The organism is Acidovorax radicis (assembly GCF_020510705.1).
In the GTDB taxonomy this organism is placed as follows: Bacteria; Pseudomonadota; Gammaproteobacteria; order Burkholderiales; family Burkholderiaceae_C; genus Acidovorax; species Acidovorax radicis_A.
The window spans coordinates 901426-915291 of sequence record NZ_CP075184.1; the positions used below are offsets into that span (position 1 = coordinate 901426).

Below are 13866 nucleotides of genomic sequence, written 5' to 3' on the forward strand. Positions count from 1 at the left end.
GATGGTCGAATCGCGTGAATCATAATCCCCGCATGGTGACCAATTCGTACAGCAAATGGAGCGTCCGCCTGGGGACTCTGGCGCTCTGGGCGGCCGCGGGCGCCAGTGTGGTTTTTTGGGGCTTGCGCCTGTCTGGCCCTGGGGGCGCTGTGGCCGTTCCGGCCCTTGCGCCCGCTTCGGTGGCGCTGGATGCCCAGGGGCTCGCACGGTTGCTGGGTGCCGTGCCTTCGGCTGCAGCGCCCGCTGCGCCAGCGGCCACTCTGGCGAGCCGGTTTGCTTTGATCGGCGTGCTTTCGGGGCGCAGCAGTGGGGGCGGCGCGGCGCTGATTGCGGTGGACGGCAAACCCGCCAAGCCTTTTCGCCTGGGCGCCACCGTGGACCAGGGCCTGGTGTTGCAGGCGCTGGGGCCGCGCCAGGCGCAGCTGGGCGCCGATATCGGCGGCCCCCCCACGCTCACGCTGGACATGCCGCTCAGGCCAGGGTCCTGATCTCCCACTTGCCCCAGCCCGGTGCGGCCTGGGGCCACTCGCCCGCGCTGGGCAACACGCCCTGGCCGTGGCGCTGCAGCCAGTGCACGCAACGCGCCACCCCGGCATGGGTGATCCACACCACATTCTTCACGGCGCTTTCTGAGCCGGCGGTGGCGCGGTCAGCCGCCAGCTGCTGCGCAGACCGCAGTGCGGCGGACACCCGCATGAGCATGGTGCTCAGGCGCTCGCCGCCGCCGGGCGCATGGGTGGCGAATGCCGCTGTCCAGGCGTCGATATCGCTTTTGGGGATGTGGTCCCACAGCCGACCCTCCCACACGCCGAAATCCATCTCGCGCAGACGCGGGTCAGAATTAAAGGTCAAATCGGGCCTCAGCGCTTGTAGATCAAGCGCAAGCTGCTCACATCTTTGTAGCGGTGAATAGAAAACCTGCGGCGCAGAGGGCAGGGTGGCCGCCAGGCGCACGGCGGTTGCGTGGGTGGCCGTGGCATCGGCAGGGATGTTCAAGGCGCCATAGCAGGTGCCTTGTGCCACCACCGGTGCTGCGTGGCGCACCAGCCACAGGCGGGCGGTTGGCGCGGGGCTCACATCCACCGCAGCGCCAGGGCTGCGCCCAGATAAAACCCGATCTCGCTGACCTGTTGTGTGGCGCCCAGGCAGTCGCCGGTGAAGCCCTGCAACCGGCGGGCAAACCAGCGCGCCATCCAGGCCGCCGCCACGCCGCTCATCAGCGAGGCTGCTATAAAATAAAGAGCTGGTAGCGCATATGCAACAAGCGCTAGCGGCATAAAACACCAAAAACCTGCGACCACCAGGGCTGCCCCCGAGATCTGATCGGCCAGCGGTTTGCTTTTGGACCGGGCCGTGTCGCCTACGTGCGGCAGGCTGCGCACGATCAGCAGCGGCCAAAAGCGCGACAGCACATGCCCCCCGACCAGTCCGGCGAGGGCCGCCGACAGGCTGTGTGTGCCCAAAAGGGCCAGCAGGCTGAGCTTGGACAGCAGCGCCAGCACCAGGGCCATGGCCCCAAAGGCGCCGATGCGCGAGTCCTTCATGATGTCCAGCGCGCGCTCGCGGTCGCTGCTGCCGCCCAGGCCGTCGGCCACGTCGGCCAGGCCGTCTTCATGGAAACCGCCGGTCATCAGCACGGTGGCGATGGTGCAGAACGCGGCGGCCACGGCCGGGGCCAGCGGGTTGGGCGCCAGCGCCCAGTGCAGCGCGGCATACACGGCCGTGGACAGCAGCGCCGCCAGCCAGCCGATGCCCGGAAAGTGCGCCGCGCTGGCCCGCAGCATGGCGGGGCTGTAGCCCACCCAGTCCGCCAGCCGCCCGGTGACGGGGATGCGCGTGAAGAACTGCACGGCCAGCAGATAGTGGCGCAGGGCTTGCATCTTGTACGGGCAATGGGGGCAATAGGGTGTCAAATTTGATAGCTGCCAGCGCTTGATGGATAAGCGCTAGAGGCCATTTTGACCATTTCCCCCGTCATTTTGAGCGCAAGAACAACCGGTAGGCGGGGTTCAGCGTCTCTTCGACGTAGGGATAGCCCAGCGTGTCCAGGAAGGCGTCAAACGTCTCCTTGTCTTCGGGCGGCACCTGCATGCCCACCAGGATGCGGCCATAGTCCGCGCCCTGGTTGCGGTAGTGGAACAGGCTGATGTTCCAGGTGGGCTGCATTAGGCTCAAAAACTTGAGCAGCGCGCCCGGCCGCTCGGGGAAGGTGAAACGCATCAGCCGCTCGTCCTGTGCCAGCGCCGAATGGCCGCCCACCAGGTGGCGCAGGTGTTCCTTGGCCAGCTCGTCGTGGGTCAGGTCCAGCGCCTCGAAGCCGTGGCGGTTGAAGTTCTTGGCGATCTTTTCGGACTCGCCCTTGCCTTGCGTGGTCAGGCCCACAAACACATGGGCCCGGGCGGCGTCGCTGATGCGGTAGTTGAACTCGGTCACGTTGCGCGGGCCGCCGGGCAGGCCGCCCACCACCTCGCAAAAGCGGCGGAAGCTGCCGCGCTCTTCGGGGATCGTGACTGCAAACAGGGCTTCGCGCTCCTCGCCCACCTCGGCGCGCTCGGCCACAAAGCGCAGGCGGTCGAAGTTCATGTTGGCGCCGCAGAGAATGGCGGCGTAGGTCTCACCCTTGGTCTTGTGCGTGGCCACATATTGCTTGATGGCCGCCACCGCCAGCGCACCGGCGGGTTCGACGATGCTGCGCGTGTCCACAAAGATGTCCTTGATGGCCGCGCAGACGGCATCGGTATCGACGGTGACGTATTCATCCACCAAGTCCTGCGCCACGCGGAAGGTCTCCTCGCCCACCAGCTTGACCGCCGTGCCGTCGGAGAACAGGCCCACGTCGGGCAACGTGACGCGCTCGTGCGCCTTGATCGACTGGATCATCGCGTCCGAATCGTTCATCTGCACGCCGATCACCTTGATCTCCGGGCGCACAGCCTTGATGTAGTTGGCCACGCCCGAGATGAGTCCGCCGCCGCCGATGGCGACAAACACGGCATCGAGCTGGTTGCTGCCCAGGCTTTGCAGCTGGCGCAGGATCTCCATGGCAATGGTGCCCTGGCCCGCGATCACGTCCGGGTCATCAAACGGATGGACAAACGTCAGCCCTTGCTCCTTTTGCAAAAGCGCCGCGTGGTCGTAGGCGTCCGAGTAGCTGTCGCCGTGCAGCACCACTTCTCCGCCCAGCGTCTTGACGGCATCGACCTTGAGCTGCGGCGTGGTGGTGGGCATGACGACCACGGCCCGCGTCCCGAGCTTCTGCGCGCTCATGGCCACGCCTTGGGCGTGGTTGCCGGCTGATGCACAAATCACGCCGCGCTGCAGCTGCTCGGCCGTGAGGTGCGCCATCTTGTTGTAGGCGCCGCGCAGTTTGAAGCTGAACACCGGTTGCTGGTCTTCACGTTTCAACAGCACCTTGTTGTGCAGTCGGCGGCCAAGGTTCTTGGCGGGCTCCAGGGCCGACTCCACGGCCACGTCATAGACACGGGCAGTCAGGATTTTCTTGAGGTAGTCGGCGGGGGTGAGGTGCTGGGTCATGACGGAGGCTGAGGAGAACCGCCACCGGGTGCGGTGACGGGCCTCAATCATAGGCCGTCGTATTGCCGTGCTCCTGGTGGCGGTGCGGCGCCAGCGGGTGAGAGCGGGCAAAAAAAAGCCCCGGGCCGTGAGGCCTGGGGCTGAATCCATCCTTTGAGGAGATGGAGGAGACAATCGTTGCGGGGCAAGCACCAAAAGCCAGGTTCTGGGCTTCTTGCCATCTGCTTCCAGCATTTTCTGAATCAGCAGCGCTTGGTATAAATTTTAGCGCGAGTTGTGTTGCGATGCAGCAAAATTCGCGTCTCATTTATTTCGCCCGGCCAATTCGTGCGAAAAAAACCACGTGTCATACAGGAGAAACAACAATGGAATGCACAGTCAGTTGGACAGGCGGCGCCGGAACACGCTCCGCCATGGGGTTTGTGGCCGAAACTGGTAGCGGTCATGTCTTGACCATGGACGGCGCGCCCGATGCCGCCAATCCCGCCAATGGCGGGCAGAACATTGCCCCTCGGCCCATGGAGACCGTGTTGGCCGGCACGGGGGGGTGCACCGCTTACGACGTGGTGCTGATCCTCAAGCGCGGACGCCATGACGTGCGTGGCTGCAGCGTGAAGCTGACCACAGAGCGCGCCGAAACAGACCCCAAGGTGTTCACCAAGATCCACATGCATTTCACGGTGACGGGCAAAGGGATTCCACCAGCAGCCGTGGAGCGTGCGATTGCCATGAGCCACGATAAATACTGCTCGGCCAGCGTCATGCTGGGCAAAACGGCCCACATCACCACGGGCTTTGAGGTGGTGGAAGCCTGATTTTCGAAGCGTCACGGCGTGCGGCGCAGACTCTGGCGAAGTGGGCGAAAGGTGCTGTCGTCAGGCGCCGTGTCGCGCAGGGGATTGCGCAGCGGGTATCAAAGGTAGTGTGCCGTGGTGGTCATGACCTTGGCGGCGAGCCGCATGGCAGCGCGCGCCGGTGCGGGCAATGCCCTCGCACCGGATTGTCGGGCCTGGTCGGCATGCCGCTCTTCGTCGGATTTCATGCGGGCCACCACCGCCCGGGAGGCCAGATCCTGCGCTGGCAGCCGATCTAAGTGGCTTTGCAGATGGGCGGCTACCTGATTTTCGGTTTCCACCACAAACCCCAGGCTGGTGCGGTCGCTGATCTTGGCCGCCGCAGCGCCCAACACAAATGCGCCCGCAAACCACAATGGGTTGAGCAGGCTGGGCCGGGCCCCGAGCGCGTCAAGCCGCTGCTGCGTCCACGCCAGATGGTCGGTTTCTTCACGGGCCGCCATTTGGAGATGATTCCGAAGTGGCTCATCGCGTGTCACGAGCGCCTGGCCTGAGTAAAGGGCCTGGGCACAGACTTCCCCCACGTGATTGACGCGCATCAGCGCACCCGCCAGCTTTTTCTCCGACGGCGAAAGATCTCCTTCCGCCAATCCGTGCGCCGGGGTTTCTTCGGTGGCTCTGGGTTTGGCAAAAAGTGTGCGGAGCGCGTTGTCTGCGGCGATCAATAGCGAGTCCATAAAGGCCTTTGTGTGCGTTTAAAGCGTGGAAACATCAATTGCACGTTGATACAAAATATTTGAATGCTTTTTCGGGTAAATCTCGGGGTATTTACGGCACGCCCTGGTGCTCCGATCTGTTGCAGCACTGCAACGGATTTTCCATTTCGGGGTGATTGTGAGGGAATTCCTTTGCGCAACCGGGCCGGGTCTGGTGCAATAAGCGCAACTTCCCCACCAGGAGGTTGGCCCGGGAAACCGGCGGGACTGTGCAGGTGATTTTCACCATAGACCCCCCGTTCCGGCGCCCGATGTTTAACCTTGGAGTAACTCGCAATGAAAAAATCCCTGATTGCCTTGGCTGTGCTGGCTGCTGCTTCCGGCGCTGCAATGGCTCAATCATCCGTCACGCTGTTCGGTATCGTTGACGCTGGCGTTGGCCGCGTTTCTGGTGGCGGTAACTCCGTCACTGGCCTGACCAACAGCGGTATCGCTTCCAGCCGTCTGGGCTTCCGTGGCGTTGAAGACCTCGGTGGCGGCCTGAGCGCAGGTTTCTGGCTCGAAGGCGGCATGTCCAATGACACCGGCACCGGTGCTGGCGGCGGCGCTGCAGGTCCTGGCTTCGAATTCAAGCGTCGTTCCACGATCAGCCTGATGGGCAACTTCGGTGAAGTGCGTCTGGGTCGTGAACTGACCGTTGGTTATGTCAACTCCACCGCTGCTGACGTGTTCGGCGATAACGGTGTTGGCGCTTCGATCGGCAAGAACCACTTCGCTGGCGTGATCGAAACCCGTAAGGGCAACGGCATCAGCTACATCCTGCCTTCGAACCTGGGCGGCATCTACGGTCAAGTGCAGTACGTGTTCGGCGAAACCGCATCGAACGCTGCCTATGACAAGACTGGCGACTACTTCGGCGCACGTGTTGGCTACCGCAACGGTCCTCTGGACACCGCTATTGCCTTCGCTAAGGGCCGTGGCGCTACTGCCGCTCAAGACGCTGACCAATTCAACATTTTCGCCAGCTATGACCTGGGTGTTGTAAAGCCTTTCATCGGCTTCAACCAAGAAAAGAACAAGGCTGACGTTCAAACCAAGTTCCAAAGCTACCTGTTGGGCCTGACGGCTCCCGTGGGCCCAGGTACCGTTCGTCTGTCTTACAACCACGTGGACCAGAAGAATAGCGACAACGACGCGAACAAGCTCGCCGTTGGTTATGTGTATGACCTGTCCAAGCGCACTGCTTTGTACGGCACCTACGCTCATGTCAACAACAAGGGTGCAGCTACTTTCGGCGCGACTCCTGGTGGCCTGACGTTCGTTACGCCTGCTGGCCAGAACGTCAACGGTTACGAGTTCGGCGTTCGCCACTCGTTCTAATGACACGCGGGCTTAGTGCCCGCTGCCATGAAAACCAAAAAAAGCCATCCAGCGAAAGCTGGGTGGCTTTTTTCATGGGCATACCCCTTCAACACGGTGCCTATAGGCTGGTGCCGCATTGCGCAGCGCATTGACGGCGGTGGTTTAAATGACCTGCAGTGAAATTCAGCATGCCGGGGTCAATCCGTGAAGTGAATCCAGGCGCTGATGTTGCGAGTGGTTCTGTCAGTGATGCAAGGGTCCTTCTGTCTATCCCTGGCTTGCGGTCGCGATGCTGGAAGAACCAGCGCACGGTTTTGCACAAGCGCGTGTTGGGGTGGTAGGGGCTGTTGGCACTATCTATGGCTGCGCAACGCATGCCGAAACAACGCCCGGTCTGCCTGCGCCGCGTGGACGGGTATGGCCGAGGGTTTGTTCACCTGGCGATGCCGCATGCAAATCAATCCAAATATGCGTCAATGAACGCGGGCGAGGCTGCCCAATCCGCGTGCGGTCAGACTGGTAGGTGGCGGAATTTTTTTAAAAACCCCCGTTCATGGCCTTGTTTCGCTGCCTTCTAAAAAAATCGAACGACCGTTCTATTAGGGAAAGCCTGTGTAGGGAATGTGCAACAAGGCGTTCCATCTGAGGGTGCGATTACTACCATAGATACGTGCTCCATCAACCATAGAAAGAGACGGGATTTATGAACAAAGTTGCCGCCAAAAGACTCGTTGCCCTGGGAGCCATTGCTCTCGTTTCGGGTTCCGCATTTGCACAAGCCGGTGCCAGCTCCGTGCAGCTGTACGGCATCGTGGATGTGGGCTATCGCCACATCAGCAATCCTGACCCGACACAGGCAGCAAGCCAGATGATCGGTGGCGGCATGTCGCAAAGCCGTTGGGGTATCAACGTCAGCGAAGACCTGGGTGGTGGCACCAAGGCGCTGGTAAATCTGGAAAACCGATTCACAACAGACACGGGTTCTGTCGCAGGCGGTTACCCCAATGGCTCTTACTTCCAGCAGTCTTGGGTGGGCCTGCAAGGCGGTTTTGGCCGCGTGACACTGGGTCGCCAGTACAACGTGCTGTTCGATCTGGTGACGTCCACCTATGCTTCGTACCCCTACTCGCCTTATATGGAGGCGTACAAGCCTGAAATTGGCTTCTCCCTGCTGGCGCGCGCCGACAACATGGTCAAGTACACGGCTGAAGTCGGCCCTATTCGTGGTGCGTTGCAGTACTCGTTTGACGAAAAGGCTGCCACCGGTGGCAAGACCATGGGCGGCTACGTCCGCTACGCTGCCGACGGGTTGGCCGCAGGCCTTGGTTATCAAGACTATGAATTCGCCTCGGGCAAGAAGATCAAGGCCTGGACGCTGGGTGGTTCTTACCGCACGGGCCCGATGTACTTCAACCTGGGTTATGGCGAGAACAAGGTAGACACCAACCTGTCGGCAGCGGATGCCGGGGTTCTTGGCGCAATGTGGGGTTCGGCTGCCAACGGTGGTTTCGGTGGCGGCGCCATGTTCCTGAATGCGAACAAGCGGTCCATCTACAAGATTGGCGCTGGCTATCAGGTTACGCCTCAGCTGAATCTGGGTGCGCATTTCTTCCATGCCAAGCAGAGCGGTGCCACCTCGGCGGTTGACGCCAGCGTCAACTTCCTGACCTTCGCTGCCGACTACGCGTTCTCCAAGCGCACGGACGCATACCTTGAACTGGACAACACCAAAATCAAGGGTGGCAACATCACATTCGCCAACGGTGCAACCTCCCGCAATGGCGTCACGGTGGGCTTGCGCCACCGTTTCTAAGAAATTGGTGGGGAAAAAAGTGCTGCTTTCGTAAAGCGAGCCGCACTGGTTTTCAAAGAGAAGGCCGGGTTGCTAGCAATAGCAACCCGGCCTTTTTCTTTCTCGATGTGCACCATCGTCTGGTGCGAACGGCTCCTTTTGCGACGGTGGTGTGGGATTCTGAATCGCCGAAGTCAATGTGTGGAGTTGGCACGCGTTGTGCGTGTAGTTTGACAAGTGCTCTGCGCCAAGCGAGTGTTTGGACGTCTCGAGGATGCCAGCGGACCCTGGACTGATGGACATCTGTTGACGGCGCAGGTTTTATGAAGGGGTGGAAATGAAAGGGATTGAGATGACGGTGCATCCCTCGGTTCGCCGACCACATGCCACAAAGGATTCATTCAATGATGGCGACTTCTTGTCGTCGTTTCAGGGGCGCGTCAGTGGCTGTCGACACGTGTTGAAAAAGGAAAGCGAACCTGATACCGCAAGTGATTTTTCGGCGGCGCCAGTCTCGAAAACCATCGGTATCGTTCGTCTCCTTCCCTGTTAGCATGTCCCGTTATTTCTCGCTTTACTAATGCTTGCTTTCATATTGCGCCGCCTGATTCAGGCTGTGATTGTTATGGTCACGGTGGCCTTTATTTCCTTCATGCTATTTCAGTATGTCGGAGACCCTGTGGTGTTTTTGTTGGGCCAGGATGCCTCGCCTGAGCAGATCCGCGAGTTGCGCGCGGCACTGGGTTTGGATAAGTCGTTCCTGGTGCAGTTCTGGCATTTTCTGGTGAATGCCGCACAAGGCGAATTCGGCTTGAGCTTGCGCCAGGGCGCCAAGGTATCGCGCCTGATTGCCGAGCGGTTTCCGGCGACGCTTGAACTGGCATTGGTCGCTGCCGTTTTGGCCCTGGTGGTGGGTGTCCCCATGGGGGTGTATGCAGCGCTCAAGCGCGGCACCTTCACCAGCCAGTTGATCATGACGCTTTCGTTGCTGGGGGTGTCTTTGCCCACCTTCTTGATCGGTATTTTGCTGATTCTTGTGTTCGCGGTGACCTTGGGCTGGTTCCCCAGTTTTGGGCGCGGTGAGGTCATGCAGGTCGGGTGGTGGAGTACCGGTCTGCTCACCCTCAAGGGCTGGCACCACATCACACTGCCAGCCATCACGCTCGCGATTTTTCAGCTCACCCTCATCATGCGGTTGGTCCGCGCCGAGATGCTGGAAGTGCTGCGCACCGACTACATCAAATTCGCGCGCGCCCGGGGGCTGTCGGACCGGGCCATTCACTTCGGCCACGCGCTCAAGAACACACTGGTGCCTGTGCTCACCATCACGGGATTGCAGCTCGGCGGGCTGATTGCGTTCGCCATCATCACCGAGACCGTGTTCCAGTGGCCCGGCATGGGCCTGTTGTTCATTCAGGCTGTCACGTTTGCGGACATCCCCGTGATGGCCGCATACCTGTGTCTGATTGCCTTGATTTTTGTCGTCATCAATCTGGTGGTCGATCTGCTGTACTTTGCCGTGGATCCCCGCCTGCGCGTTGGAAAAACTGGAGGCCATTAATGCAAGGACCTCGCTTGAAAGCGGGCGGCCGGGCGTTCGCACATATCGCCCAATACCACCCTGAGCTGACTGCTTTGCGGCGTGACCTGCACGCCCACCCTGAACTCGGCTTCGAAGAGATCTACACCGGCAAACGTGTGGCTGAGGCGCTCAAGCTGTGTGGTGTAGACGAGGTGCATGAGGGCATCGGTCGCACTGGCGTTGTGGGCGTGATTCGTGGTCGCAGCACATCCAGTGCAAGCATGATTGGGCTGCGCGCCGACATGGATGCATTGCCTCTCGCAGAGCACAACGACTTTTCGTGGAAGTCGAGCAAGCCCGGCCTCATGCATGGTTGTGGCCATGATGGCCACACGGCCATGCTTGTGGGCGCGGCAAGGTATCTGGCCGAAACGCGGAATTTTGACGGCACGGCCGTGCTCGTTTTTCAGCCTGGGGAAGAGGGCTTTGCCGGGGCGCGCGTGATGATGGAGGATGGCCTGTTCGACCGATTCCCGGTGCAGTCCATTTATGCCATGCACAACTGGCCATCGATGAAGCCCGGCACCGTGGGGATCAACTCGGGCCCCATGATGGCGGCTGCTGACCGCTTCACCATCGAGATCACCGGCCGCGGCGGCCATGGCGCCCATGCCTATCAGACGGTGGACGTGGTGCTGGTGGCTGCACACATCATCACGGCGGCTCAGAGCATTGTGTCGCGCAATGTGCGACCCATCGACAGCGCCGTGGTCAGCTTGTGTGCGGTGCAGGCCGGCGATCTGGGGGCATTCAGCGTGTTGCCGGGTTCGGCCACCCTGGTGGGCACCGTGCGCACCTTCGATCCGCTGGTGCAGGAGATGGTGGAAAAACGCCTCAAGGAGCTGTGCAACGCGATTGCCTTGGGCTTTGGCGCAACGGCCACCGTGCACTATGAGCGCATTTACCCCGCCACCATCAACAGTGAGAGCGAGGCCATCTTTGCAGGCGATGTAGCGGAATCCTTGCTGGGGGCTGATCACGTGGTGCGAGACCTGGAGCCCAGCATGGGCGCTGAGGATTTCTCGTTCATGCTGCAGAACAAGCCGGGCGCCTACCTGCGCATCGGGCAGGGAACGGGGTCGAGTGGGAGCGCGCTGCACAACAGCCGCTACGACTTCAACGACGACATTCTGCCGCTCGGTGCCGCATTGCACGCGGGCCTCGTCGAGCAAGCCATGCCCTTGCCCACCCCTTGAACCCCGTTGGCACGCTGCATCAATCCCCGCGGTTGTCCCTTCTCTTGTCCCTCTTCTCTTCCCCGCCGCTCCACTGATTCACCGCGCCACAGGCCCCTCTGCGCTTTCACCCTTTCGTCCCACTACCAGGAGATTTCCATGACATTTCAGAAAAAGATCGCCGTGACCGCTTTGTTTGCGGCGCTGATGTCGGCGAGTTTGGTTGGCAATGCGCAGACAGTGCGCATCGCCAACCAAGGCGATGCGCTCTCGATGGATCCTCACTCGCTCAACGAGTCGCTCCAGCTCAGCGTGACGAGCAACGTGTACGAGCCTCTGGTGGGCCGCAACAAGGACCTGAGTCTGGCCCCGGCCCTGGCCACCAGCTGGAAGCAGACAGCGCCCACGGTGTGGCGCTTCGAGCTGCGCAAGGGCGTGCAGTTTCACGATGGCACGCCCTTCACCGCCGACGATGTGGTGTTCAGCTTTGGCCGCATGAAGGGCGATGGCTCGGACATGAAGGCCACCAACAGCGATATCAAGCTGGTGCGCAAGATCGACGACCACACGGTCGAGATTGAAACCGTGGCACCGCAGCCCATCTTGCCGGATGTGATCACCCAGTCTTACATGATGAGCAAGAAGTGGTGTGAAGCCAATCAGGCTGTCACCCCCGTGGACCGCCGCAAGGGCATTGAGAACGCGGCATCGTTCCGCGCCAACGGCACGGGCCCTTACCGCCTGCGTGAGCGCCAGCCCAACGTGCGCTCTGTATTCGTGCGCAACGGCACTTACTGGGACAAGATCGAAGGCAACGCCGCTGAAGTCATCTTCACCCCCATCGGTAACGATGCCACCCGCGTAGCCGCCCTGTTGTCGGGTGAAGTCGATGTGATGGAACCAGTGCCCGTGCAAGACATCGAGCGCATCAACAACAGCGCCACGGCACGCGCCATCACCGGCCCTGAGCTGCGCACGATCTTCCTGGGCATGGACCAAAAGCGCGACGAGTTGCTGTACTCCAACGTCAAGGGCAAGAACCCCTTCAAGGACAAGCGTGTGCGCCAGGCCTTCTACCAGGCCATCGACATCGACGGCATCAAGAAGACCGTGATGCGTGGTGCCTCCAACCCGTCGGCACTGATGGTCGGCCCGGGCATCAACGGCTTTCAACCTGATGCCAAGCGTCTGCCCTACGACGTCGAGGCCGCCAAGAAGCTCATGATCGAGGCGGGTTACCCCAACGGCTTTGAGGTCAGCATGAACTGCCCCAACGACCGCTACGTGAACGATGGACGCATCTGCCAGACCGTGGCGGCCAATTTGTCAAAAATCAACGTCAAGATCAACTTGCAGGCAGAAACCAAGGGCACGTATTTCCCCAAGGTGCTGCGCCGGGACACCAGCTTTTACATGCTGGGCTGGACGCCGACCACCTATGACGCACACAACGCAATCAATGCGTTGATGATCTGCCCCGACGACAAGACCGGTGCGGGCCAGTTCAACCTGGGCGCCTACTGCAATCCCAAGGTCGATGAGCTGGCCAAGAAGATACTGATCGAGAACGACAAGACGAAGCGCAACGCCATGATCAAGGAAGCCTTTGCCCTGCACAGCGCCGACATTGGCCACCTGCCGTTGCACCAGCAGGCGCTGGCCTGGGGTGTGAGCAAGAAGGTCAAGCTGGTGCAGCTGGCCGACAACTTCATGCCTTTCAAGTGGATCAGCATTGCCCCCAAGTAAGAGGCACGCCGCAGTGAACCTGACGCACTGCACTTAGCGCACCGCAACGCAACGCAACGAAGACAACACTATCGGCTCTGCATAGCCAGCAACAACACACGGTGGTCACGAGCCCTGTGTGTTGTTGCCTGTTCACCGGTTTCCCCTCCATGAAAAACGACCCCCACGCTCCCTCGCTTCGCGTAGTTCGATGCCCCCCGTTGGGGCGGCTTCTTCACCTTGGAGCGGTCCAGCGATGAAAAACACCCTTGCCCGCTGGTTCGACAGCGATGTGGGCTACAGCTTTCGGACGTCGCCCGTGGCGATGCTCGCGGCGGTCATCGCGCTGGTCTGCGTGTTCTGCTCGCTGTTCGCCGGTTGGGTGGCACCGCACAACCCGTTTGACCTGAGCACGCTGGAGCTCAGCGATGCGCGGCTGCCGCCAGCCTGGAGCGAAATGGGATCGCTGAAGTACCCGCTGGGCACCGATGACCAGGGCCGCGACATCCTGTCGGCATTGATCTACGGCGCCCGCATTTCTCTGGTGGTGGGCATCGCCTCGGTGGCGCTGTCGGTGGTGGTGGGTGTTGCGTTCGGGCTGCTCGCCGGGTTTCGCGGGGGCTGGGTGGATGCGGTGCTGATGCGTCTGTGTGACGTGATGCTGTCCTTTCCCGCCATTTTGGTGGCCTTGCTGATTGCCGGTGTGGGCCGCGCGCTGTTTCCCAACGCCCACGAATCGCTGGCATTTGGTGTGCTCATCATTTCGATATCACTCACCGGCTGGGTGCAATACGCCCGCACCGTGCGTGGCTCCACGCTGGTCGAGCGCAACAAGGAATATGTGCAGGCTGCGCGGGTGACGGGGGTTTCGCCACTGCGCATCATGCGCAAACATGTGCTGCCCAACGTCATGGGGCCGGTGATGGTGCTGGCCACCATCCAGGTGGCCACGGCCATCATTACCGAGGCCACGCTGTCGTTCCTGGGTGTGGGCGCACCGCCTACATCGCCTTCGCTGGGTACCTTGATTCGGGTGGGCAACGACTACCTGTTTTCTGGCGAATGGTGGATCACCGTGTTCCCGGGCGCGATGCTGGTGCTGATTGCCCTGTCGGTGAACCTGTTGGGGGACTGGCTGCGTGACGCGTTGAATCCAAGGCTTCGATGACCTCCCTGAGTCGCTTCG

Annotated in this window: 12 protein-coding genes; 8 read left to right on the forward strand and 4 right to left on the reverse strand. The window is 61.1% G+C overall.

What is annotated here, in order from left to right; genetic code table 11:
* Positions 1-32 precede the first annotated feature (32 nt).
* Positions 33-488 (forward strand): type II secretion system protein N, encoded by a 456-nt coding sequence (locus KI609_RS04030; RefSeq protein ID WP_226447358.1) that lies wholly within the window; start codon positions 33-35, stop codon positions 486-488.
* On the opposite strand, the gene KI609_RS04035 is transcribed toward KI609_RS04030, so the two are convergent.
* The 3 genes from KI609_RS04035 to ilvA all read right to left on the reverse strand — a co-directional run bounded on the left by KI609_RS04035 (position 472) and on the right by ilvA (position 3534).
* A complete protein-coding gene (locus KI609_RS04035; protein ID WP_226447360.1) occupies positions 472-1077 on the reverse strand; it encodes a histidine phosphatase family protein in 606 nt (201 codons plus the stop codon). The genes KI609_RS04030 and KI609_RS04035 overlap by 17 nt on opposite strands.
* Positions 1074-1880, reverse strand: a complete 807-nt coding sequence (gene cobS / locus KI609_RS04040; protein ID WP_226447362.1) for an adenosylcobinamide-GDP ribazoletransferase — start codon at positions 1878-1880, stop codon at positions 1074-1076. The genes KI609_RS04035 and cobS overlap by 4 nt, the downstream gene beginning before the upstream one ends.
* A gap of 94 nt (positions 1881-1974) precedes the next feature.
* Entirely contained in the window at positions 1975-3534 is a 1560-nt protein-coding gene (gene ilvA, locus KI609_RS04045; RefSeq protein ID WP_226447364.1) for a threonine ammonia-lyase, biosynthetic, read from the reverse strand.
* 365 nt (positions 3535-3899) lie between these two features.
* Here ilvA and KI609_RS04050 point away from each other — a divergent pair, with 365 nt between their 5' ends.
* A complete protein-coding gene (locus KI609_RS04050) occupies positions 3900-4349 on the forward strand; it encodes an OsmC family protein (RefSeq protein WP_226447366.1) in 450 nt (149 codons plus the stop codon).
* A gap of 98 nt (positions 4350-4447) precedes the next feature.
* Here KI609_RS04050 and coq7 read toward each other — a convergent pair whose 3' ends face one another.
* Positions 4448-5065, reverse strand: coding sequence for a 2-polyprenyl-3-methyl-6-methoxy-1,4-benzoquinone monooxygenase (coq7, locus tag KI609_RS04055; protein ID WP_226447369.1), 618 nt, complete (start codon positions 5063-5065; stop codon positions 4448-4450).
* Between the two features lie 315 nt (positions 5066-5380).
* Between coq7 and KI609_RS04060 the strand changes: the two genes are divergently transcribed.
* From KI609_RS04060 to KI609_RS04085, 6 genes are all read left to right on the forward strand, one after another.
* Positions 5381-6424: a porin gene (locus KI609_RS04060; RefSeq protein WP_226447371.1), complete on the forward strand. Its 1044-nt coding sequence runs from the start codon at positions 5381-5383 to the stop codon at positions 6422-6424.
* Positions 6425-7109: 685 nt separating this feature from the next.
* A complete protein-coding gene (locus tag KI609_RS04065) occupies positions 7110-8219 on the forward strand; it encodes a porin (RefSeq protein ID WP_226447373.1) in 1110 nt (369 codons plus the stop codon).
* A 559-nt stretch (positions 8220-8778) separates the two neighbouring features.
* The gene (locus KI609_RS04070; RefSeq protein WP_226447375.1) at positions 8779-9759 is read left to right on the forward strand and encodes an ABC transporter permease; all 981 of its coding nucleotides are present in this window, start codon (positions 8779-8781) and stop codon (positions 9757-9759) included.
* Positions 9759-10976, forward strand: coding sequence for a M20 aminoacylase family protein (locus KI609_RS04075; RefSeq protein ID WP_226447377.1), 1218 nt, complete (start codon positions 9759-9761; stop codon positions 10974-10976). The genes KI609_RS04070 and KI609_RS04075 overlap by 1 nt, the downstream gene beginning before the upstream one ends.
* A 138-nt stretch (positions 10977-11114) precedes the next feature.
* On the forward strand, positions 11115-12701 hold the full coding sequence (locus KI609_RS04080) for an ABC transporter substrate-binding protein (protein WP_226447379.1): 1587 nt from the start codon (positions 11115-11117) through the stop codon (positions 12699-12701).
* Positions 12702-12936: 235 nt separating this feature from the next.
* Positions 12937-13848 carry an ABC transporter permease gene (locus KI609_RS04085; protein WP_226447381.1) on the forward strand — a complete coding sequence of 304 codons (912 nt, stop codon included), beginning with the start codon at positions 12937-12939 and terminating at the stop codon, positions 13846-13848.
* Positions 13849-13866: the final 18 nt, after the last annotated feature.